This window comes from Plantactinospora sp. WMMB782 (assembly GCF_049179135.1).
Classification (GTDB): Bacteria; Actinomycetota; Actinomycetes; order Mycobacteriales; family Micromonosporaceae; genus Plantactinospora.
Window position 1 is genome coordinate 3,969,233 of sequence record NZ_JBMHMC010000007.1, and the last position, 20,779, is coordinate 3,990,011.

Below are 20,779 nucleotides of genomic sequence, written 5' to 3' on the forward strand. Positions count from 1 at the left end.
GCTCAGGTGGCGGAGCGGGTGCGGCCCAGCCAGAGCAGGCCGAGCACCGGCAGCACCAGCGGGACGTAGCCGTAGCCGCCACCGAAGTCCGACCAGACGGTGTCGTCCGGGAAGAGGGCCGGGTCGAACAGGCTCAACGCACCGACCCCGAGCACCCCGACGAGTTCCACGGTGCAGCAGACCAGGGCGGTACGCCGGCCGGCCCGGTCGCCCTTCGCCAGCCCGACGGTCGCCACGATGTAGATCACGGCGGCGAGCGCGGAGAGCAGGTAGGCAAGCGGCGCCTCGTCGAACTTCGTGATTATCTGCACCCCGGCCCGGCAGCTCGCCGCGATGGCGAAGAGCAGGTAGACGGCGACCAGCGCCCGCCCCGGGCCGCTGTTGACCCGCCGGGGCGCCGGTCCGGGACCGGTCGGGGTGGCCGGGTCGGAGGTCGTCGGCTCAGCCACCGGGCAGCTGCCAGGTCTGTTGCAGCCGGAGCACTACCACCGGGACCACCAGGCAGACGACGGTGACGATCACCGAACCCCAGCGGGTCGGCTCCATCCGGGCCAGCACGCCGGCCAGCGGCGGCAGGCAGACCAGGGTGACCAGGTAGCCGGCGAAGGTGCCGGCCTCGGCGGGCTGCTCGCCGCCGATCCAGGCGGCCACCGCGGTGGCGGCGAGCGCGAGCAGCACCAGCTCCAGCACGGCCAGGCCGGCGAGGTGCGAGACGTCCGGCGGCCGGTTGCGCATCGTCGTCACCAGGCTCCAGCCGGCGAGTACGAGCGACAGCACGATCGAGGAGGCGACCAGGAAGTCGTTCATCGGCGGGCACCGGGGCGGATGCCGGTGCGCGGCGGCGACGCGGCGGCGCGGAACCGGTCTCGACTCACCCGGGCAGTCTACTAACCCACGTAGTAGGGCGCCGGGACGGGGCTCGTTCCGGGCGGGGCTCGTTCCGGGCCGCCATCTTCATTTTACGGGCGTGGCAAGTCCCTCGCGTCGGCGCGAATGATGATTTCTCGGCCCTGACCGGTACATATGCTCGCCGGAGTCACTTCGCAGACGCATCCGGGGGAGCACTGTGTCCGACGCCAGAACCCAGGAGATCGCCGCCGAGCAACGGGTCGTCGACCGGGTCTACGCGCGACTCGACGTACTGCGGGAGCAGGCCGCCGCCGTCGCCGACGAGGGACGGCAGCGGGCGGCAGCCGGCCCGCTCACCGGGCTCGTCGAACGGGACGCGATGGCGCACCGAGCCGCCACCCGGCTGCGGGCGCTCGACGCCGAGGCCGAGGGACTCGTCTTCGGGAGGCTCGACTTCGACGACGGCGAGACCTACCGGATCGGGCGGCTCGGCGTACGCGAGGGCATCGAACCGCTGCTCGTCGACTGGCGGGCACCGGCCGCCGCGCCGTTCTACCGGGCCACCCCGGGTGAACCGCTCGGGGTGGTACGCCGTCGGGTGATCATCTGCCGGGGCGCGGAGGTGGTCGACCTCGACGACGACGTACTCTCCCCGGACGCGGCGGAGGACCTGCGGGTACTCGGCGAGGGGGCACTGCTGGCCGCGCTGCGCCGCTCCCGTGGCCCGCACATGCGGGACATCGTCACCACCATCCAGCGGGAGCAGGACGAGGCGATCCGGGCACCCGCCCGGGGCGTCACCCTGATCACCGGCGGGCCGGGTACCGGCAAGACCCAGGTGGCGCTGCACCGGGCGGCGTACCTGCTCTACACCGACCGGGGCCGGTTCACCGACGGCCGGATCCTGGTGGTGGGTCCGTCGACCGTCTTCACCAACTACATCGGCCGGGTACTGCCCTCGCTCGGCGAGGAGAGCGTGCACCTGCGAGCCATCGGCGAACTCGTCGACGGGGTGGCCGCCACCCGGCGGGATCGGGCCGAGGTGGCCCGGGTCAAGGGTGACGAGCGGGTCCGGAACGTGCTGGCCGAGCTGGTCTGGCAGACCCCGCCGAGCGCACCGGAGCGGCTCCGGATCGTCTACGCCGGGCAGGTGCTCACCCTGCACGGAGCCGACCTGACCGCCGCCCGCGCCCGGGTACGGAACCGCTGCGCGGAGACCGGCACACTGCCGAACGCCGCCCGCCGGGCCGCCGCCGCGACCCTGCTGGACGCGCTCTGGGACCGGGTGCACGGCGGTCACCTGGACCGGGACCTCTTCACCGAGGACGTCGGGGACCGCGGCGAGTTCCACCGGTTCCTCCGGGCCTGGTGGCCGGTGCTGACCCCGACGGCCGTACTCGGCTGGCTCGCCGATCCCGCCCGGGTGGTCGGGCTGGACGACGACCGGGCCGCCGAGCTGCTGGCCGCCTCCTACCGACGCCGGCCGGACGACCGGTCCGTGGACGACCGGTCCGTGGACGACTGGTCCGTGGACGACTGGTCCGTGGACGACGTGCCGCTGCTCGACGAGCTGGCCCAACTGCTCGGCGAGCCGCCGCCCGCGCCGAAGGCACCGGAGCCGGAGTGGCAGCTACGCGAGCTGGGCGTCGGTGCGCGGACCGTGCGGACCTTCGTGCTGAGCTGCGGCCTGCGCGAGGGCTGGGAGCTGTACGCGCCGGGCCTGCCGACCCCGATGGCGCTGGCCGGGCCGGGGATCGACAACGACGCCACCGGCGCCGCCCAGCGCTGGGCCGAGGCGGTGATCCTGCGGGAAGGTCACCGGGTGGTCGGCTGGACCGACGGCTTCGACCCGCACGGGGAGGAGGGCTACGTGCCACTGCTGGCCGAGCCACTGCCGGTGGCGGAACCCGACGACGAGCCGTCCGGTGACGACCCCTACCTGCACGTGATCCTGGACGAGGCACAGGACCTGTCGCCGATGGAGTGCCGGATGATCGCCCGCCGGGCCGAGTACGCCTCGATGACGGTTGTCGGCGACCTCGGCCAGGCGACCCATCCGCTGGCCACCGACTCCTGGCCGGAACTGCTCGCCCGGCTCGGCAAACGCGAGGTACGGACGCTGGAGCTGAACACCGGCTACCGGGTGCCCCGGCTCGTCGCCGAGTACGCGGCCCGGATGCTCGCCCCCGGCATCGCGCCGACCCGGTCGTACCGGGCCGGCGGCAGCCTGTCGGTGCGGCAGGTGGACGACCTGCCGGCCGCCGTCCGGGCAGCGGCCCGGCAGGCTCCGCCCGACGCCACGGTGGCGGTCATCGCCGCCGACGACACGGCCGACGAACTCGCTGCCGGGCTCGCCGACCTGCCATCCGTCGCCGTGGTGCCGGCCAGCCTGTGCAAGGGTCTGGAGTACGACCACGTGGTCGTTGTCGAACCGGCCGAGATCGTGGCCGCCGAACCCCGGGGCGGAAACCGGCTCTACGTGGCGCTGACCCGGGCCGTCGCGGGACTGGTGGTGCTGCACCGCGAGCCGTTGCCGGAGGCGCTGCGCGACTGAGGCCGGCCGGCGGGTGCGGAGGCACCGGGCGATCATGGCTGGACGATCAGTGTCTTCTATGATTGGGCCGCCCCGCACCGCCACCTCACCGGGAGCCCCACCGCGTGGACCTGTCCGGCATCGACGCGCGCTCCGCGTTGCTGATCGCCGGTGGACTGGTGCTGTTCTCGTTGCTCCTGCTCGCCGTGTTGGCGGACCGGCCGAGAGGCCCCCGCCCCGATCTGACCCGGCTGCGTGCCGCCGTGGCCGAGCTGGAGGCGTACGCGATGGCCGTGCAGACCGACGCCGGCCGCGCCGCCGCCGTGGCCACCGCGGCCCGGGTGGCGCTGGTGGAGGCCGAGCGGTGCCGGGACGCGGCCTGGGCCGACCAGGAGGCGGCGGAGCGGGAGTACGACCGGGTGTGGCGGACGGTGCTCGCCGCCCGGGAGGCGAGCACGGTCGGAGCACCGGTCGCCGACGCTGAGCCGGACCCGGAGCGGGAACGTGCGGTGTCCCGGGCGGCGCTGGCGGCGTACCGCCGCGGCGACCTGTCACTGACGCAGCTGCGCGAGGTGTTCCGGCGCAGCGGGAACTGGGTGCCGATCCAGGAGGAGCGGGAACGGCAGCTCGACCTGGTCTGGTTGCGGTTGGCCGAGGCGCGGCGGGCGTACGACCGGTCCGCCGCGCTGGCCCGGCGCGCCGAGCAGGAGGTCGCGGTCGCCGAGGCCGCCGCCTGGGAGCTGCGTACCGAGGCGGACCGGTCGATGGCCGAGGTGCGGGAGGCGTACGACACCGTCCAGCGGTTCAGCCAGCGGCACGGCGGCCGGCCCCGGCGGCGTCGACCGGGGGCACGTTAGCTCACATCCCTGGGCCGGCCGAATGTGTTAGGAAGAATTTCCTGCTCGGAGTGCATCAAGAGGGGGATCCCCGTGCTCACGTTCGGACTGTTCGGCACCGGTGTCTGGGCCACCGAGGTGCACGCCGCCGCGCTCGCCGGGCATCCCCGGGCCCGGCTTGCCGGGGTCTGGGGCCGGGACCCGGTCAAGGCGGGCGCGCTCGCCGAGCGGTACGGCGTGCCGGCCTACTCCGACGCCGACGCGCTGATCGAGGACGTGCAGGCGGTCTCGGTGGCGCTGCCGCCCGACGTGCAGGCCGACCTGGCGGTCCGGGCCGCCACCGCCGGCCGGCACCTGCTGCTGGACAAGCCGCTGGCACTGACCCTGCCGGACGCCGACCGGGTCGTGTCGGCCGCCGCGCAGAGCGGGATCGCCTCGGTGGTCTTCTTCACCAACCGCTTCCAGCCGGCCATCGCCACCTTCCTGGCCAGCGCGGCTGCCACCGGTGGCTGGCACGGCGCCCGGGGAGTGCACTACGCGTCGATCTTCCAGCCCGGCAACCCGTACGGCGGATCGGCCTGGCGACGCGAGCACGGCGCGCTCTGGGATGTCGGCCCGCACGCGCTCTCCCTGGTCCTGCCGGTGCTCGGCCCGGTGACCCAGGTTGCCGCGATGGGCGGGCCCCGGAACAGCGTGCACCTGACGCTGGCGCACGGCGAGGCGGCGACCAGCACCCTGTCGCTGGCCCTGGACGCGCCGCCCGCCTCGGCCGCAGTCGGGTACGCCTTCCACGGCGAGGACGGGATCGGCGTGGTGCCGGACCGGGACGCCGCCCCGGTCGACGCGCTCCGGCTGGCGATCGAGCAGCTCTGCACGGAGGTCGACAGCGGCAGCCGCGACCAGCAGTGCGACGTCCGGTTCGGCCGGCAGGTGGTCGCGGTGCTCGCCGCAGCCGAGACCGCTCGCGACCAGGGCCGCACGGTCACCCTGCCATCCTGAGGGCCGACCCGCCCGGCCCAGCGGCCCGCGAACGCGCGGACGACGGGGCCGGTGCGGCCGGAAGTGGTCGCAGGTTGGACCCATCCGGCGGGCCGGTGGCGCCGAATAACGTCTGTGCCATGCCGGCACCGGACGGGAGGTTGTCGACCATGAAACCGGGTGACCCGGGAGCCGACCGGTCGGATCCGACCGAGGGGGCCGGGCAGCCGCGTCGGCTCCGGCCCGAACGGCTCATGGCGGTGCCGACACAACGGGCCGGCGAGCCGGGCCGGACCGTACCGACCGACGGCGCCAGCGAACCGGAACGCCTGCTGCGGGCCGTCGCCCGGGGCGACGAGGCGGCCTTCGGCCAGCTCTACGAGATCGTCGCGCCCCGGGTGTTCGGCCTGGTCCGGCGGGTGCTGCGCGATCCGGCCCAGGCCGAGGAGGTGGCCCAGGAGGTGCTTGTCGAAATCTGGCGTACCGCCGGCCGGTTCGATCCGGCCCGGGGCTCGGCGACCGCCTGGATGTTCACCATCGCACACCGCCGGGCCGTCGACCGGGTCCGCACCGAGCAGGCCAGGGTGGACCGGGCCGCCAGGCTCGCCGTCGCGAGCGGGCAGACCCCGTACGACGACGTGGTGGAGACGGCCACGACCAGGCTGGAACAGCAGCAGGTCCGGCGCTGCCTGGACGGGCTCACCGAGTTGCAGCGGCAGGCAATCACCATTGCCTACTACGGCGGGCACACGTACCCCGAGGTTGCCCGGCTGCTGGAAACCTCGCTGCCGACGGTCAAGACCAGGATGCGGGACGGCCTGATCCGGCTGCGCGACTGCCTGGGTGTGGAGGTGACTCGCTGATGACCGACATCCACGCGCTGGTCGGCGCCTACGTCCTGGACGCGGTGAACGACATCGAGCGGGCCGCCTTCGCCCGGCACCTGGCCGGCTGTGACACCTGCGCGGTCGAGGTGGCCGAACTGCGGGAGACCGTCGCCCGGCTGGCCGGGCCGACCTGGTCGGTGCCGCCGCCCGGGATGCGGGCCGAGGTGCTGGACCGGGTCCGGCGTACCCGGCAACTCCGGCCGGGCCGCGCCGACCCGGAGGGTTCGCCGGCCCTGTCGCGGTGGCGCCGCTGGACGGCAGCGGCGGTCGCCGCCGGCATCCTGGCCGCCGGCGCCGGCGCGCTCGGCTACACCCTTCAGGAGCAGCGGGTACGCGAGCAGCGGACGGTCGCCGAGGCGGCCCGGGCCGAGGCCGAACGGATCCGCTCGGTGCTGGCCGCTCCGGACGCGGTGCTGCACGGCGGCGCCGTGACCGGAGGCGGGCGGATCAGCCTGGTGACCTCGGAGAGTCTGGACGCCGGTGTGGTGCTGCTCGGCGGCGCTCCGGCACCCGGACCGGACCGGGCCTACCAGTTGTGGCTGCTGCGCGGCGGGCAGCCGGCCGACGCGGGCGTACTGGCCGCCGACGCCGCCAGCGCCACCAGGCTGATCACCGGGGTACGCGGTGCCGACGGGCTGGGCCTGACGGTGGAGCCGGCGACGGGTTCGACGCAGCCGACCCTGCCGACCGTGGCCGAGGTGCCGATCACCTGACCGGACCCATCTGTCGGCGGGTCGGCTCCGAATCCCTGGTGAGGTCGCCGTAGCGGCGGCGACCACCACCACAACAGGGAGTGCTCTTCGCCGCCGGACTCTTCGTGATCGGTAAGGCCGCGAACATCGTCGCGCTGAACGGCGCCGACAACCTGCTGCACCTCGGGTTGGGCCTGGTCCTCACGGCGATCGGCTTCGGTGCCGACCGCACGGCTAGTTGAGTTCCGAGCACGCTTCCGGCTGAGTTCCGGGCGTCTTCCCGAGGAATTTCGGAGCCGGACCAATCCGGATGAGATGCGGTGACGAATCACTAGTAGTCAGCCATGAGATGAAATGAAGGGGACTTCCTATCATGCGTACCAAGACTTTCGCGCCGGTGATGGTGGCCACGGCCTGCGTCCTGGCGCTCGGCGCCTGCGGCGGCGACCCGGCGGACGAGGCGGGCAGCGCCCCGGCGACCAGTGCGCCGCCGATGGCGACCAGCGCACCGGCGATGATGGACGGCGAGTTCGGCCCCGGCTGTGCCGCCGTGCCGACCGACGCGACGAACCCGGGCAGCTTCGAGGCGATGGCGAAGGTGCCGGTGGCCACCGCCGCCAGCGGCAACCCGATGCTCTCCACACTGGTCAGTGCGGTCAAAGAGGCGGATCTGGTCGACTCGCTCAACAGCGCCGACGACGTCACCGTCTTCGCGCCCACCAACGACGCGTTCGAGAAGATTCCCGAGGCCGACCTGAACAAGGTGATGGCCGACAAGAAGATGCTCGCCGGGGTGCTCACCTACCACGTGGTGCCGGGCAAGCTCGCCCCGGCACAGCTCGCCGGCTCGCACAAGACGCTGCAGGGCGGCACCGTCACCGTGACCGGCTCCGGCACCGACTTCAAGGTCGGCCCGGAGGCGACCGTGGTCTGCGGCAACGTCCAGACCGCGAACGCGGTGGTGTACCTGGTCGACTCCGTCCTGATGCCGCCGTCCTGACCCCGACGCCCCGGGCTGCCGATGGGCTCGGCGGTTCTCGTTCCCGAGGGAGGAGAGAGCAATGGCAGCGCCGCGCGGGGCCGAACCGGCCCGGAGCCGTGGACGTCTGGGGCAGCCGTTCGGTCGAGGTCTCGCCGGACTGCTCGGCGGGGCCGCCGGGGTGGCGGTGGCGCAACTCGTCGCCGCCGCCACCCGGCCGCAGGCCGGTCCACTGGTCGCGGTCGGGTCCGCCGTCGTCGACGCGGCACCCACCCCGCTGAAGGAGTTCGCGGTCCGGACCTTCGGCACGTACGACAAGCCGGTGCTACTCGGCGGGATCGGGCTGCTGCTCGCCGCGTTCGCCGTACTCACCGGGCTGCTGGCGGCGCGGCGCCCGATCGTCGGAGTGGCCGGCGCCGTGTTGTTCGGGTTGGTCGGCGCCGTTGCCGCACTGACCCGGCCGGCGGCCGGCCCCGCCGACCTGCTGCCCTCCGCCACAGGCGCCATGGTCGCCGCGATCGTGCTGCACCAACTGCCGCGCCGCGCGGTCGGGGCGGTCCGGTCCGGTCCGCCGCCGTTCGGGGCCGGAGCGGACCGGACGACCGAGGGGGCGTCCGGTCCCGGCGGAGCCGAGCCGGTTTCCCCGCCGGCGCCGGATGTCGCCGCGCCCGAACCCGAGCCCGGAGGCGCGGGGTCGACCCGACGGAACTTCGTCCGGGCCGCGACTGTCGTGGCCGGCGGAACCGTGCTCACCGGCGCCGCCGGCTACCTGCTGACGCAGATCAGGAACCGGGACGCCGCGCGGTCGAGGCAGACCGTACGGCTTCCGGCAGCGGCCCGACCGGCCGGCCCGCTGCCGGCCGGCGTACAGCCGGGCTTTCACACCCCGAACGCTGAGTTCTATCGCGTCGACACCGCCCTGACGGTGCCCCGCCTCGAGGTCGACGATTGGCGACTGCGGATCCGAGGCCGGGTCGACCGGCCGGTCGAGTTGCGCTTCACCGACCTGCTCCGGCGCGAGCTGGTCGAGCGGGACATCACGCTCAACTGCGTCTCGGGCGAGGTCGGCGGCCCGTACGTCGGCACGGCCCGCTGGCTCGGCGTACTCCTCGCGCCGCTGCTGCGGGAAGCCGGCATCCAGGCCGGCGCCGACCAGGTGGTGGCCCGGTCCGTCGAGGGGATGACTATCGGCACACCCGTCGAGACAGTGCTGGACGGCCGGGACGCGATGCTCGCGGTCGGGATGAACGGCGAGCCGCTGCCGCACGACCACGGTTTCCCGGTCCGGATGCTCACCCCCGGCCTGTACGGCTACGCCGGCGCCTGCAAGTGGTTGACCGAGCTGGAGCTGTCGACGTTCGACGACTTCGACGCGTACTGGGTACGGCGGGGCTGGGCGGCGAGGGCACCGGTGAAAACGGCCTCCCGAATCGACCGTCCCGCACCGTTCGCCCGGCTGTCAGCCGGCCCGGTGCGGGTGGCCGGGGTGGCCTGGGCGCAGCGGCGCGGAATCCGGGCGGTCGAGGTGCAGGTCGACGACGGGCGGTGGCAGCCGGCGAGCCTGGCCCCGGTCCCGTCCGCCGACACCTGGGTGCAGTGGCGGTACGAGTGGCGTGCGTCCACCGGGGCACACATCCTACGGGTACGGGCGGTCGACGGCCGGGGCGAGGTGCAGACCGGGCAACGGGCCACCCCGTTCCCGTCCGGCGCGACGGGCTGGCACACCGTCTCGGTGACGGTCGGCTGAACGTCCCGTCCGTGCCCGGCCGGCCGAAAGTGCCGGGAATAGGACAGGGCACGGAAATGGGGCAGGGCCCGGGAATCGAGCGGGGCACCGGTCGACGGTGTGGCTAGCCCCACCCCGGGTCGGCGGGTTTCGGCAGTATCGCCGCCGGACGGGACTGGTCAGACTGGGGCGCATGGCAACCAGAGCGCTTCGCACCAGCGGTCTCGCCCTGCTGCACGGAGCGGCGCTGGCCGGGCTGGGGCTGGCCGGGGCGGTGCTGCTCCTGGTGCACCTGGTCTTCTTCGTGCCGGGGTTCGGGCTCGGGCTGGTCTTCCTGGTGCCGCTGCCGATCCTGGCCGGGCGGTACCTGACCAACCTGGTCCGGCGGCTGGCCGGCGCCGGCGGCGCACCGATCGGGTCGCCGTACCGGCCCCGGCCCGAACCGCCGCGACCGGAGGAGAGCGGGCGCTACCCGCACGACAACCGGCTCTACCGGCGGCCCTGGGTGCCCGCCTTCCTCCGTTGGCTGGACTGGGTGCTCGGCGACCCGGCCAGCTACCGCGACCTGGGCTGGATGATCACCACCCCGGTGGTCGGTACGCTGCTCGGCGGTCTTCCGGTCGCGCTGCTCGCCGCCGGCGCCTGGTACGCGCTCGGCAACGCCGGACGGCACTGGTGGGCCCTGCCGGCCGGGCTCGCCGTCGCCGCCGCCGGGCTGGCGGTCGCCCCCTGCCTGCTCGCCACCCACCGGCGCTGGACCCACTGGTGGCTGGGGCCGGAGCAGCGGCAGCCCGGCCGGCTCCGGATCTGGTACGGCCGGCAGCTCCTCCTGCTGCTGCGCCTGGCCGCGCTGCTCGGGCTGAGCCTGCTCGCCCTGCCGCTGGCCGCCGCCTCCGTGATCGGCCTGGTACTGGCCTACGGGCTCGGTGCCGTCGTGGTGCTGCCGCCGATGCTGGAGAACCAGCGCTGCCTGCCGGAGCTGCGTCGGAAGCTGGCCGGGCGGTGGAGCGGGGTCGAGGTGGCCACGCCGTACCGGCCCCGGCCCGGGGTGCCGCAGCCCCGGCCGGACGGCCGCTACCAGGTGGGGAACAACCTCTACCGGACGGCCCGGTGGGCGGCGTACCACGAGCGGCTGCGCTCGCTCGTCCGCGATCCGGCGAACTGGCGGGATCTCGGCTTCCTGCTGCTCGACCCGGTGGTCGGCGGGTTGGCCCTGGCCGCACCGCTGGCGGCGATCGGCTACGGCATCTTCGGCCTGGCCCTGCCCCGGTTCTGGATGACCGTCGGGTTGGTGCCGGACGAGGGCGGCGACTGGTACGCCTCGGTCGCCGGCTACGACGCGGCGGCGATCCCGGTCGGGCTGGCCCTGGTCGCGCTCGGCCTGCTGGCCGGTCCGGTGGTGCTCCGGTCCAACGGCCGGTGGGTGGCGCTGCTGCTGGCCCCGACCGCCGGGGCCCGGCTGGCGTCGCGGGTCCAGCGGCTGACCGAGACCCGGGCCGACGCCACCGAGAGCCAGGCCGCCGAGCTGCGCCGGATCGAACGCGACCTGCACGACGGCGCCCAGGCCAGGCTGGTCGCGATGGGCATCAACCTCGGCAACATCGAGTACCTGATGGACCGGGATCCGCAGGCGGCCAGGGCGCTGCTGGCCGAGGCGCGGCAGGCGTCGGCGAAGGCACTCGACGAGCTGCGCGACCTGGTCCGGGGAATCCATCCCCCGGTACTCGCCGAACGCGGGCTCGCCGACGCCGTCCGGGCGCTGGCCCTGGACATCCCGGTCCGGACCGAGGTGACCGTCGCGCTGCCGGGCCGGCTGGAGCAGCCGATCGAGTCGGCGGCCTACTTCGCGGTGAGCGAACTGCTGACCAACGCGGTCAAGCACGCCCGCGCCGACCGGATCACCGTGCAGCTCGGGTACGTCGACGGCCGGCTGCGGATCGTGGTGGCCGACGACGGGCGGGGCGGCGCGGACGAGGCCCGGGGCAGTGGGCTGCGCGGCATCGCCCGCCGGCTCGGTACATTCGACGGCGTCGTCGACCTGAGCAGTCCACCGGGCGGCCCGACGACGGTGACCCTGGAGGTGCCGTGCGCGTTGTCCTCGCCGAGGACCTCTATCTCCTGAGGGACGGCCTGGCCCGGATGCTCACCGCGCACGGCTTCGAGGTGGTGGCGGCGGTGGAGACCGGTCCGGAGCTGCTGGCGGCGTTGCTGGAGCTGCGCCCCGACGTGGCGGTGGTGGACGTACGCCTGCCGCCGACCCAGACCGACGAGGGGCTGCAGGCCGCGCTCGCCGCCCGCCGGAAGGTACCCGGGTTGCCGGTGCTGGTGCTCTCCCAGCACGTCGAGCAGCTCTACGCCCGGGAGCTGCTGGCCGACGGCACCGGCGGGATCGGCTACCTGCTCAAGGACCGGGTCTTCAACGCGGAGCAGTTCGTCGACGCGGTGCGCCGGGTGGCCGGCGGCGGTACGGCGATGGACCCGGACGTGATCGCCAAGCTGCTGGCAAGGAGCAGCCGGGACGCGCCGATGGCCCGGCTGACCGCCCGGGAGCGGGAGGTGCTGGAGCTGATGGCGGAGGGGCGCTCCAACAGCGCCATCGGGCAGCGGCTCTTCCTCAGCGAGAGTGCGGTCGGCAAGCACACCGCCAGCATCTTCGGCAAGCTCGACCTGGCACCCTCGGACGACGACAACCGCCGGGTGCTGGCCGTCCTGGCATACCTGGACGGCGCTGCCGGCGGTTGACGTCCGGTTCGGTCGCGACCGGGCCGCGGTCACTCCCTGCCGCAGAGGGCGTTGCCGACCAGGGTGTCCATGGCGCGCTGCTGGCGTATGTGGTCCTCGGGGGCGCGGCCGAGCACACTGGACATCGACACGACGACACTGCGCCGCCCGTCGGCGGTGACCCCGCTGTCGGTGATGTAGCCGCCGTCCCCGCCGCCGTGGCTCCAGTACGTGCCGCCGCAGGGCAGCGGCCGCTCGAACAGGCCGAGACCGTAGCGGGTGTCGGGTAGCAGCTCGGCGAAATCCGGGCCGATCGGCATCGTCCGGGTCATCTCGGCGAGCTGGGCCGGCCGGAGGAGCCGGCCGCCGAGCAGGGCCCGGAAGAACGTGTTCAGGTCCCGGGTGGTGGAGATGACCGCCCCCTCGGGGTCGGCGACGATCTGGTCGGTGACGTCCACCAGGGTCGGTGTGTCGAACGGCTGGTACGCCCGGGCGTGCGGCTCCGGCAGTGTCGGCGTACGCCCCGGCCAGCTCGTACCGGTCAACCGGAGCGGCTTGATGATGCGGCTGGAAACCTCCTCGTGCCAGGGTCGGCCGGTGACCCGTTCGATGATCAGGTCGACCAGAACGAAGCCGGTACTGGAGTAGCGCCACGCCGTACCGGGTGGAAAGGCCGGTGGGTGCTTCAGCGCCCGGGCCACCAACGACTCCGGAGTGTGCACGTCGTCGCGGTGCCGCCGGTAGTCCTCCGCCGAGGCGTGGTCCGGGAAGTCGTCGGGCATCCCGCTGGTGTGTTGGAGGAGCTGCCGTACGGTGATCCGGCGCCCGTCGTTTCCGTTGCCCCGGACCAGGCCGGGCAGCCAGCGTTCCACGGTGTCGTCCAGGCCGAGCCGCCCCTCGCCGACGAGTTGCAGTGCCACCACCGCGACGAACGACTTCGCGGTACTGGCGATCCGGAAATGCCCGTCCGGCGGCACCGGACGCTTGCCGGGCAGGTCGGCGACGCCGCTGGTGGCGACCTGCGAGGTGCCGTCCGGCAGCACCAGCCGGGCCTGCACGCCGGTCACCCCGAGGGCGGTGAGCGCGTCGGCGTCCCCGCGCAGGCGCTCCAGGTCCTGGCGGTGGGTGGGTTTGGGTTTGGGTTCGGGTCCGGCGTTGCCGGCGACCACCGTCGCCGCGCCGCCGAGGGCGGCCAGCGTCGCGACGACGACGGTGGCGCGCAGGAGCGAGAATCTCATGGCGGGGACGCTAGGCCGCCGTATCGGGCTGACTCGATACCCCGGACCGGCCGGAAAATGGTACCGCTGGCTGTAGTGCCATCCCGCCGTCGCCCGGTGAGGCTGGAGAGCGATGCGCGAAGGAGAAGACCGGGCCCGGGTGTGGTGGGCGACGGGATACCTGCTGGGCACGCTGGCCAGCGCGGTACTGACCGTGCCGCTGCTGCCGCTGCTCGGCCATCCCGCCGTGCTCCGCCGGTGGGCGGCCTGGCACGAGCGGCGGGCCGGCCGGCTGTGCCGGGTCGCCGTGCCGCCGCACCGGATCCGGCCGCGCCGGGCGCTCGGCTGGCTGCCGGCGCATCTCGCGATCGGGCTGCCGGCCGGTGCCGTGGCGCTGGTCTGCCTCGGCAACCTGCTGTTGGCGGCGGTGGTGACGCCACTGTGGTGGGCGTTCCCCGTCGGTGACCCGGCCCGGCTGCTGGTCGAGGTGCCGGTGACCGGCTGGGCCACGGCGCTGACCCTCGGGCCGGTGCAGGTCGCCGGGCTGGCGGCGGTGGCGTACTGGAGCTTCCCCCGGCTTGCCGGGGCGCACGCCCGGGTCTGCCTGGCTGTCCTGGCGCCGTCGGCGGCGGAGCGGCTCGCCGACCGCGTCGCGGTGCTGACCCGGACTCGCGCCGACGTGCTGGAGGCGCACGGTGCCGAGCTGCGCCGGATCGAGCGGGACCTGCACGACGGCACCCAGGCCCGGCTGGTGGCGATCGCCATCCGGTTGGCGGTGGCCCGGGACCGGCTGCCGGGCGATCCGGAGGCGGTGGCCGAGCTGCTCCGGGAGGCGCACGAGGGGACGGAGGAGGCGATGACCGAGCTGCGCGAGGTGATCCGGACGATCTATCCGCCGGTCCTCGCCGACCAGGGCTTGGCCGGTGCGCTGCGTACCGTGGTGGCCCGCAGCGGGGTACCGGCCGAGCTGGAGGTGGGGGAGTTGGCCGAGATGCCGGTCGCGGTGCAGGCGGTGGCGTACTTCGCGGTCACCGAAGGGCTGAGCAACGTCGCCCGGCACGGTCGGGCCGACCGTGCCCTGGTGCGGGTGTCCCGGCAGGACAACCTGCTCCGGGTCACCGTCGTGGACGACGGGATCGGCGGGGCGGACGAGCGGGGCGGTAGCGGCCTGTCCGGCATCCGCCGCCGGGCCGCCGCGCTGGACGGCACCGTGACGGTGCGAAGCCCGGCCGGTGGGCCGACCGAGATCACGGTGGAGTTGCCGTGCGGGTGGTGATCGCCGAGGACAACGTGCTGCTCTCCGCCGGGCTGGAGCTGCTGCTGGGCAGCCGGGGCTGCCGGGTCGCGGCGGTCGCCGCGGACGTCGACGGCTTCCTCGCCGCCGTCGACGCGCACCGGCCGGACGCCACTATCGTCGACGTACGGCTGCCGCCCTCCTTCCGCGACGAGGGCATCCGGGCGGCGCTGCGGGCCCGCCGCGCCCACCCCGACCTGCCGGTACTTGTGCTGTCACAGTACGTCGAGCAGGCGTACGCCACCGAGCTGCTCTCCGGCGGACGGGGCGGGATCGGCTACCTGCTGAAGGACCGGGTCAGCCGGGTGGACGAGTTCCTCGACGCGCTGCACCGGGTCGCCGCCGGGGGGACCGCGCTCGATCCGGAGGTGGTCGCGCAGTTGCTCACCCGTTCCGGTGGCGACCCGATTGCGGCGCTGACCCGCCGGGAGCGGGAGGTGCTGGCGCTGATGGCGGAGGGGCACGACAACGCGGCGATCGCGGCCCGACTCTTCGTCACCGACAACGCCGTGCACAAGCATGTGGGAAACGTTTTCGCCAAGCTGGGACTGGTCACCGCCGACAGCGGTCATCGCCGGGTTCGGGCCGTACTCGCGTACCTCCAGCGGCAGGGCTGACACCCCCCGGTCGCTCGCCGTCGGTCAGGAGAGTTCGATTATCGCGTCGCCGATCTCGGTCGGGGTCTGGAAGTGCTCGACCGGCAGCGACTGGAGCAGCTTGAGGGTCTGGGTGTCGACACCGGTCTCCTGGGCCCAGCGCACCAGGTCCTCCTTCGACACCGGGTAGTCCAGCCCGGCGAGCGACTCCTGCAACTGGATGGCGTTGGCTCGCATACCGGCCGGATACCCGGTTTCGTCCCACCCACACCACGGGTTTGCCGGTGCGGTCCGCGGGGTAGCCGCCGCCCATGCTGGTATCCCGGCTCGGGGCGGCGGACGACTTCGACCCGCTGCTCGCGCGCATCGGCTCGGCCCGGGTGGTAATGCTCGGCGAGGCGAGCCACGGCACGTACGACTACTACCGGCTCCGTGAGCAGCTCACCCGCCGGCTGGTCGCCGAGTGCGGGTTCTCGTTCGTGGCGGTGGAGGGCGACTGGCCGGACTGCGACCTGGTGCACCGCTCGGTGGTCGGTGCGCCGGGCGGCGACGACGACCCGCAGCGCGCGCTGGAACGGTTCGAGCGGTGGCCGACCTGGATGTGGGCCAACGCCGAGGTGTCCCGGTTCTGCCGGTGGCTGCGGGCGTGGAACATCGACCGGCCGGACGGGTCGCGGGCCGGCTTCCACGGGCTCGACGTCTACAGCCTGTGGGACTCGATGCGGGCGATCCTGGACTACCTGGGCGAGGAGGACCCGGCGTCGCTGGAGACCGCCCAGGAGGCGTACCGGTGCTTCGAGCCGTACGGCAGCCGGATCGAGGAGTACGGGCTGGCCAGCCGGTTCGTCTCGGCCCGCTGCGAGGAGGAGGTGGTTCGGCTGTTGGCGCGTACCCGGGAACGGGCCGCCGCCGACGGCGCGGACGCCTTCTCGGCCTGGCAGAACGCGGCGGTGGTGGCCGGCGCGGAGAGGTACTACCGGGCGATGGTCGGCGGCGGCCCGCAGTCCTGGAACGTGCGGGACAGCCACATGATGGACACCCTCGACCGGCTGCTGGACCGGTACGGCCCGCGGTCCCGGGCGGTCGTCTGGGCGCACAACACGCACGTCGGTGACGCCCGGGCCACCGACATGGCGGCCGGTGGGATGGTCAACATCGGCCAGCTCGCCCGCGAGCGGTACGGCGCCGAGGACGTGGTGCTGGTCGGCTTCGGCAGCTACCAGGGCAGCGTGGTCGCCGCCGACCGGTGGGGCGCACCGGCCGAGGTGATGACCGTGCCGCCGGCCCGGCCCGGCTCGGTGGAGGAGCGGATGCACCACGTGCTGCCCGAGCGCGCGCTGCTGGTCTTCGACGCGGGTGACGGCGACCGGCCGGACTGGTTGGACGACGAGGCCGACCACCGGGCGATCGGGGTGGTCTACGACCCGTCGTTCGAGGCGTGGGGCAACTACGTGCCGACCCGGCTCGGCGACCGCTACGACGCCTTTCTCTGGTGCGACCACACCACCGCCCTGCACCCGCTGCCCGCCTCGGCCGCCCCCGGTGAACTGGAGACGTACCCCTCCGGCGTCTAGCGTTGGCGGTGCAGCTCAGCGCCAGCTTCGAGCCGCGAGAGACGGCGGCAGGAGGTTCTGGCGTGATACCACAGAGGCATCATGATGACCTGGTGGTATCACGCTCGCCGAGAACTCGCCGTGCGGGTGGCTCAGAGGTAGGGGTCGTGTGAGTTGACCAGGCGAACCGACCTGTCGTCGGCAAGCTCCGCCAGCAGTCGTTGCGTGTGGAGTCTGGCGGTTTCGTCGTGTTGCGTCGCGGCGGCGAACGCCTCGACTGCGGGCGGTGCGGTGCAGGCAAGCTGTGCGTGGTGGTAGATCGCGTCACCGACGTGCAGGAGTTCCTGCCCCTGGGCGGCGTTCTCGATCAGTACGCCGGCGTGTCCCGGCGAGTGGCCGGCCAACGCGACCAGACGGATCGATGCCGGGATGTCGTCGAGCGCCCAGCAGGCTTGTCCCCGCCACGGATGCGCCGGGGTGGGCGGGGGAGCCCACGCCACACGGTGCGCCCATTGTGCGGGCATGACACGTCCGTCACCGTCTTCAACAGCGGATCGACACGCGCTCGTGGCGTGAACGCGGGCCGCCGGGAGGTCGGCAAGGCCACCAACGTGGTCGCGGTGATGGTGAGTCAGAATCACATCGGAGATGTCTCCCGGATCCAGGCCCAGCGAGATGACGCGGGCAATGAGCGTCTCGTCGGGATCGAGTGCTGGGTTGACCTGCGCGATCCAGCCTTCACCCAGGCGAGGCCCGGGGGACTCGAGGTCCGCACATCCGATCCCGGTGTCGACGGCGATGAGCCGGCCTTCCAGCTCGATCAGGAGGCATCGGCAGACGAAGTGAGGTACCCCGAATACGGCTTGCCCGCCCGGGACGTTGAGGGTTCCGCAGTTGAGCTCGTGGATTCGCACTCGGTGCAGGGTAGAAGTTCGTGTCGGCACGAAGTCAACGATCATTGGCACATGCGCATGCAACTACTGCGAATCGGCGAGGCGGCCGAACGTCTCGGGGTCTCGGCACACCTCCTCAGGCATTGGGAGGTCGAAGGGGTGATCACTCCGCATCGCACCGCGAGCGGCGCCCGACGCTACGACCCGGAGTTGCTGGATGCGCTTTCGATCGCGATCAAGTGCCAGCAGGCCGGCATGTCGCTCAGCGTGATCGCCCAGCTGTTGAACGGCCGCCGACACGAGCGCCGGCGCCTCGTCGCCAAGCAGCGCGACGTGATCAACCGCCAACGTGCCCAACTCGAACGGGTCGCGGCCTTCCTCGATCACGTCCTGGAGTGTTCCCACCCCGTGCTTCGCGAGTGTCCCGCCTGTCAGGACTTCGTGTCGTCGGCGCCCTGAGCCACAACGGTTACTCGATCTCCTCGACGGCGCTGGCGCCTGAGCCTTCGCGGGATTCCCAGGTCCAGGTCTCGTCCAGCCGCAGCCGGCCGTCGGGCAGCTTCGATATGCGGCTGACGCAGTGCCCGGTGGCGGTCTGGCCGGCGGTGTTGAGCTGCACGTAGCGGAAGTCGAGGGTGTCACCGTCCCGGGTGCCGACCAGGTGGCCGGTCCGGATGCTGCCGCCGGCGTACCTCGCCGAGACCTCCCCGCCGCGTTCCCGGTAGTCGAAGACGGTCGCGGTGCCGACCTCGCCGCCGTCGACCTCGGCGACCGCGCGGAACCGCCGGCCGTGCAGCGACGGCAGCCCGGTCCCGGGTACTCCGTCGGCCAGCACCCGAGCGAAGCAGACCTGGTTGTACGGGCTGTCGCCGTAGGCCGGGATCTCGTGGTAGCCGGCCGAGCGGTAGAGTTCCGCAGCCTCCGGCAGCGAGCGGTGGGTGCCGAGCCGGACGGTGTGCAGTCCCCGGCTCACCGCCTGCCGCTCCAGCTCCCCGAGCAGCCGCCGGCCGAGCCCGAGCCCGCGGGCGTCCCGGTGCACCCAGAGGTGGCACAGTTCGGCCACCCCCGGTGCCAGGGTGCGGATGCCGCCGCAGCCGACCGGCCGGGTCTGCTCGTAGGCGACCAGGAACGCGCCGGCCCCGCCGCTGACCTGGTCCGGGCTGACCAGGGCGGTCCGGTCGTAGCCCTCGGGGAACCGGGTGGCGAGTTCGGCGGCGTACTCGGCCAGGCAGCGCCGGGCGGCGACCGAGTCGGCGTCGGTCGGCTCGACCGTGACGGCGGCCAGCCGGAGCAGCCGGCGGGTACGCCGTTGTGCCTCGATCAGCTCGGCCCGCTGGGCGGCGGTGAGCGGGGCGAGCAGTTCACCGGCCGCGGCGGTCGACCGGCGGTCCAGTTCGGCGAGTTCGGCGGTGCCGGCGTCGGTAAGTTCGGCGACCCGGACCCGGCCGTCCGTCTCGTGCGTCCGGAGCCGGACCAGGCCCTGCCCGGCGAGTGAGCGCAGTGACCGACTCAGATAGCCGGAGTCCCAGCCGAGTCGGGCGCGCAGATCGCGGACCGAGGCGCCGGTGCCGATCTCGTAGAGCAGCCGCGCCTCGCTCAGCGGCCGGTCCTGGCCGAGGTAGCGGTCGGTGAGCAGCCCGAGCCGCTGCGAGTAGTAGCGGTTGAAGTCGCGGACCGACCGGGCCTGGTCGAGGATCGCCGCCTGTTCCGCTGTCGCCGCCTGTTCCTGTGTGGTCGCCTGTGTCGTCGCCGTCATTTCTCTGACTATAGTCAGAGATCGGTCGCCGGTCAGTCCTTCGGCGCGCGGATCAGTTCTCCGGTACGCCGGTCCGGAACTCCGGCGGGTCGTGCATCAGGAAGTCCCGGTGACTGATGTTCCAGGCGTACGCGCCGGCCATCTCGAAGACGATCGTGTCACCGGCGGCGATCCGGCCCGGCGGCGGCAGTACGGCCGCGTCCGGCAGCCGGGCCAGCACGTCCTTCGGAGTGCAGAGCTGCCCGACGACGGTCACCGGCCCGGAGTCACCGGTGACCGGCCGAGGGAACGGGTGCGCCCACTCCGGCCGGGGGAGCACGGTGAACGGCTGCGAGTGCCCCTTCGCGGCCGGGGTGCGGAACTGGTGCGTGCCGCCGGCCACCACCACGAACCACTCGGCACCGGAACGCTTCACGTCCAGCACCTCGACCCGGTAACGTCCACAATAGACGGCCATCGCCCGGCCCGGCTCGATCCGCAGCGTCCGGCCGGGATACCCGGCGAGCAGGTCGGCGAGCGCTGCCCCGTACGCCGGCCAGTCGAACCGGGCGGTCGGGTCGGTGTAGTCGACAGCCATGCCGCCGCCGACGTTCACCTCCCGGGCGTCTAGTTCGGCCACCGCCCACTCCACGATCGTCCGGGCCAGCCCGGCGGCGGCCGGTGCGTCCAGTCCGCTGCCGAGATGGGCGTGCACGCCCCGGATCCGGATCCCCGGCAGGTCGAGCCCGGCACAGTCCCGGGCGTCGGCCGGGGACATCCCGAACGGGCTCGGCCGGCCGCCCATCACCAGCACCGCCCCGCCGACCGTCGCCGGCAGGTTGACCCGGAGCAGCACGTCGGCGGTCACGCCCCGGTCGGTGGCCAGCCGGGACAGCCGGTACAGCTCGGTCGGAGACTCGACGTGGAACCGGCGTACCCCGGCGGCCAGCCCGGCGGCGAGTTCCGGGTCGGTCTTGCCGGGCCCGCCGAAGGCAGCCGGGGCGGTGCCGGGGAAGACCTCGGCCAGGTGCCGCAGCTCGCCGCCGCTGGCCGCTTCGAAGCCGTCGACGTGCGGGGCGAGGGTACCCAGGATGCCCGGGTCCGGGTTCGCCTTCATCGCGTAGAGCAGCTCGACCCCGGCCGGCAACGCGGCCCGGACCGCCGCCGCCCAGGCGTCCAGCCCGGCCAGGTCGTACCAGTAACCCGGCTTGGCGGGACCCGGCACCGAGGTCGCCGTGCGTCGGCGCTGGCGGGTTCGGATTCCGGGCTCGTTCCTCGCGCTCACCGCGC

21 protein-coding genes are annotated in these 20,779 nt (G+C 73.5%); 14 read left to right on the plus strand and 7 right to left on the minus strand.

Features of this window, described 5'->3' with window-relative positions; genetic code table 11:
• Positions 1 to 2: 2 nt before the first annotated feature.
• The gene (locus ACN28A_RS20190) at positions 3 to 449 is read right to left on the minus strand and encodes a hypothetical protein (protein WP_421397077.1); all 447 of its coding nucleotides are present in this window, start codon (positions 447 to 449) and stop codon (positions 3 to 5) included.
• Entirely contained in the window at positions 442 to 807 is a 366-nt protein-coding gene (locus ACN28A_RS20195) for a hypothetical protein (protein ID WP_278058771.1), read from the minus strand. Before ACN28A_RS20195 ends, ACN28A_RS20190 begins: the two co-directional genes overlap by 8 nt.
• A 259-nt stretch (positions 808 to 1,066) precedes the next feature.
• Between ACN28A_RS20195 and ACN28A_RS20200 the strand changes: the two genes are divergently transcribed.
• From ACN28A_RS20200 to ACN28A_RS20245, 10 genes are all read left to right on the plus strand, one after another.
• A complete protein-coding gene (locus ACN28A_RS20200) occupies positions 1,067 to 3,403 on the plus strand; it encodes a HelD family protein (protein WP_421397080.1) in 2,337 nt (778 codons plus the stop codon).
• A 104-nt stretch (positions 3,404 to 3,507) separates the two neighbouring features.
• On the plus strand, positions 3,508 to 4,239 hold the full coding sequence (locus ACN28A_RS20205; RefSeq protein WP_421397081.1) for a hypothetical protein: 732 nt from the start codon (positions 3,508 to 3,510) through the stop codon (positions 4,237 to 4,239).
• Between the two features lie 72 nt (positions 4,240 to 4,311).
• Positions 4,312 to 5,217 carry a Gfo/Idh/MocA family protein gene (locus ACN28A_RS20210; RefSeq protein WP_421397082.1) on the plus strand — a complete coding sequence of 302 codons (906 nt, stop codon included), beginning with the start codon at positions 4,312 to 4,314 and terminating at the stop codon, positions 5,215 to 5,217.
• Between the two features lie 233 nt (positions 5,218 to 5,450).
• Complete coding sequence (gene sigK, locus ACN28A_RS20215) at positions 5,451 to 6,059, plus strand: ECF RNA polymerase sigma factor SigK (protein ID WP_421404533.1); 609 nt, start codon at positions 5,451 to 5,453, stop codon at positions 6,057 to 6,059.
• Complete coding sequence (locus tag ACN28A_RS20220) at positions 6,059 to 6,796, plus strand: anti-sigma factor (protein ID WP_421397083.1); 738 nt, start codon at positions 6,059 to 6,061, stop codon at positions 6,794 to 6,796. The genes sigK and ACN28A_RS20220 overlap by 1 nt, the downstream gene beginning before the upstream one ends.
• An 80-nt stretch (positions 6,797 to 6,876) precedes the next feature.
• A complete protein-coding gene (locus ACN28A_RS20225; protein WP_421397085.1) occupies positions 6,877 to 7,017 on the plus strand; it encodes a DUF4383 domain-containing protein in 141 nt (46 codons plus the stop codon).
• A 131-nt stretch (positions 7,018 to 7,148) separates the two neighbouring features.
• Positions 7,149 to 7,775: a fasciclin domain-containing protein gene (locus ACN28A_RS20230; protein WP_421397086.1), complete on the plus strand. Its 627-nt coding sequence runs from the start codon at positions 7,149 to 7,151 to the stop codon at positions 7,773 to 7,775.
• A 61-nt stretch (positions 7,776 to 7,836) separates the two neighbouring features.
• Positions 7,837 to 9,501, plus strand: coding sequence for a molybdopterin-dependent oxidoreductase (locus ACN28A_RS20235; protein ID WP_421397087.1), 1,665 nt, complete (start codon positions 7,837 to 7,839; stop codon positions 9,499 to 9,501).
• 172 nt (positions 9,502 to 9,673) lie between these two features.
• Positions 9,674 to 11,602, plus strand: a complete 1,929-nt coding sequence (locus ACN28A_RS20240) for a sensor domain-containing protein (protein ID WP_421397088.1) — start codon at positions 9,674 to 9,676, stop codon at positions 11,600 to 11,602.
• Positions 11,566 to 12,222 carry a response regulator gene (locus ACN28A_RS20245; protein WP_421397090.1) on the plus strand — a complete coding sequence of 219 codons (657 nt, stop codon included), beginning with the start codon at positions 11,566 to 11,568 and terminating at the stop codon, positions 12,220 to 12,222. The genes ACN28A_RS20240 and ACN28A_RS20245 overlap by 37 nt, the downstream gene beginning before the upstream one ends.
• A gap of 29 nt (positions 12,223 to 12,251) precedes the next feature.
• Here ACN28A_RS20245 and ACN28A_RS20250 read toward each other — a convergent pair whose 3' ends face one another.
• Entirely contained in the window at positions 12,252 to 13,439 is a 1,188-nt protein-coding gene (locus ACN28A_RS20250) for a serine hydrolase domain-containing protein (protein ID WP_421397091.1), read from the minus strand.
• Positions 13,440 to 13,551: 112 nt separating this feature from the next.
• On the opposite strand from ACN28A_RS20250, the gene ACN28A_RS20255 reads away from it, so the two are divergent.
• Both ACN28A_RS20255 and ACN28A_RS20260 read left to right on the plus strand, forming a co-directional pair.
• A complete protein-coding gene (locus ACN28A_RS20255) occupies positions 13,552 to 14,694 on the plus strand; it encodes a histidine kinase (RefSeq protein WP_421397093.1) in 1,143 nt (380 codons plus the stop codon).
• Entirely contained in the window at positions 14,682 to 15,329 is a 648-nt protein-coding gene (locus ACN28A_RS20260; protein WP_421397094.1) for a LuxR C-terminal-related transcriptional regulator, read from the plus strand. Before ACN28A_RS20255 ends, ACN28A_RS20260 begins: the two co-directional genes overlap by 13 nt.
• 24 nt (positions 15,330 to 15,353) lie before the next feature.
• Here ACN28A_RS20260 and ACN28A_RS20265 read toward each other — a convergent pair whose 3' ends face one another.
• A complete protein-coding gene (locus ACN28A_RS20265; RefSeq protein ID WP_421397096.1) occupies positions 15,354 to 15,545 on the minus strand; it encodes a DUF2795 domain-containing protein in 192 nt (63 codons plus the stop codon).
• 74 nt (positions 15,546 to 15,619) lie between these two features.
• Between ACN28A_RS20265 and ACN28A_RS20270 the strand changes: the two genes are divergently transcribed.
• Positions 15,620 to 16,882 carry an erythromycin esterase family protein gene (locus ACN28A_RS20270; RefSeq protein ID WP_421397097.1) on the plus strand — a complete coding sequence of 421 codons (1,263 nt, stop codon included), beginning with the start codon at positions 15,620 to 15,622 and terminating at the stop codon, positions 16,880 to 16,882.
• A gap of 131 nt (positions 16,883 to 17,013) precedes the next feature.
• Here the strand turns inward: ACN28A_RS20270 and ACN28A_RS20275 are convergent, their stop codons facing one another.
• The gene (locus ACN28A_RS20275; protein ID WP_421397099.1) at positions 17,014 to 17,775 is read right to left on the minus strand and encodes an MBL fold metallo-hydrolase; all 762 of its coding nucleotides are present in this window, start codon (positions 17,773 to 17,775) and stop codon (positions 17,014 to 17,016) included.
• 51 nt (positions 17,776 to 17,826) lie between these two features.
• Here ACN28A_RS20275 and ACN28A_RS20280 point away from each other — a divergent pair, with 51 nt between their 5' ends.
• Complete coding sequence (locus ACN28A_RS20280; protein ID WP_421397101.1) at positions 17,827 to 18,213, plus strand: MerR family transcriptional regulator; 387 nt, start codon at positions 17,827 to 17,829, stop codon at positions 18,211 to 18,213.
• Positions 18,214 to 18,223: 10 nt separating this feature from the next.
• On the opposite strand, the gene ACN28A_RS20285 is transcribed toward ACN28A_RS20280, so the two are convergent.
• Together ACN28A_RS20285 and ACN28A_RS20290 are read right to left on the minus strand one after the other, a co-directional pair.
• A complete protein-coding gene (locus ACN28A_RS20285) occupies positions 18,224 to 19,510 on the minus strand; it encodes a GNAT family N-acetyltransferase (protein WP_421397103.1) in 1,287 nt (428 codons plus the stop codon).
• Between the two features lie 52 nt (positions 19,511 to 19,562).
• The gene (locus ACN28A_RS20290; protein WP_421397104.1) at positions 19,563 to 20,774 is read right to left on the minus strand and encodes a type III PLP-dependent enzyme; all 1,212 of its coding nucleotides are present in this window, start codon (positions 20,772 to 20,774) and stop codon (positions 19,563 to 19,565) included.
• Positions 20,775 to 20,779 lie beyond the last annotated feature (5 nt).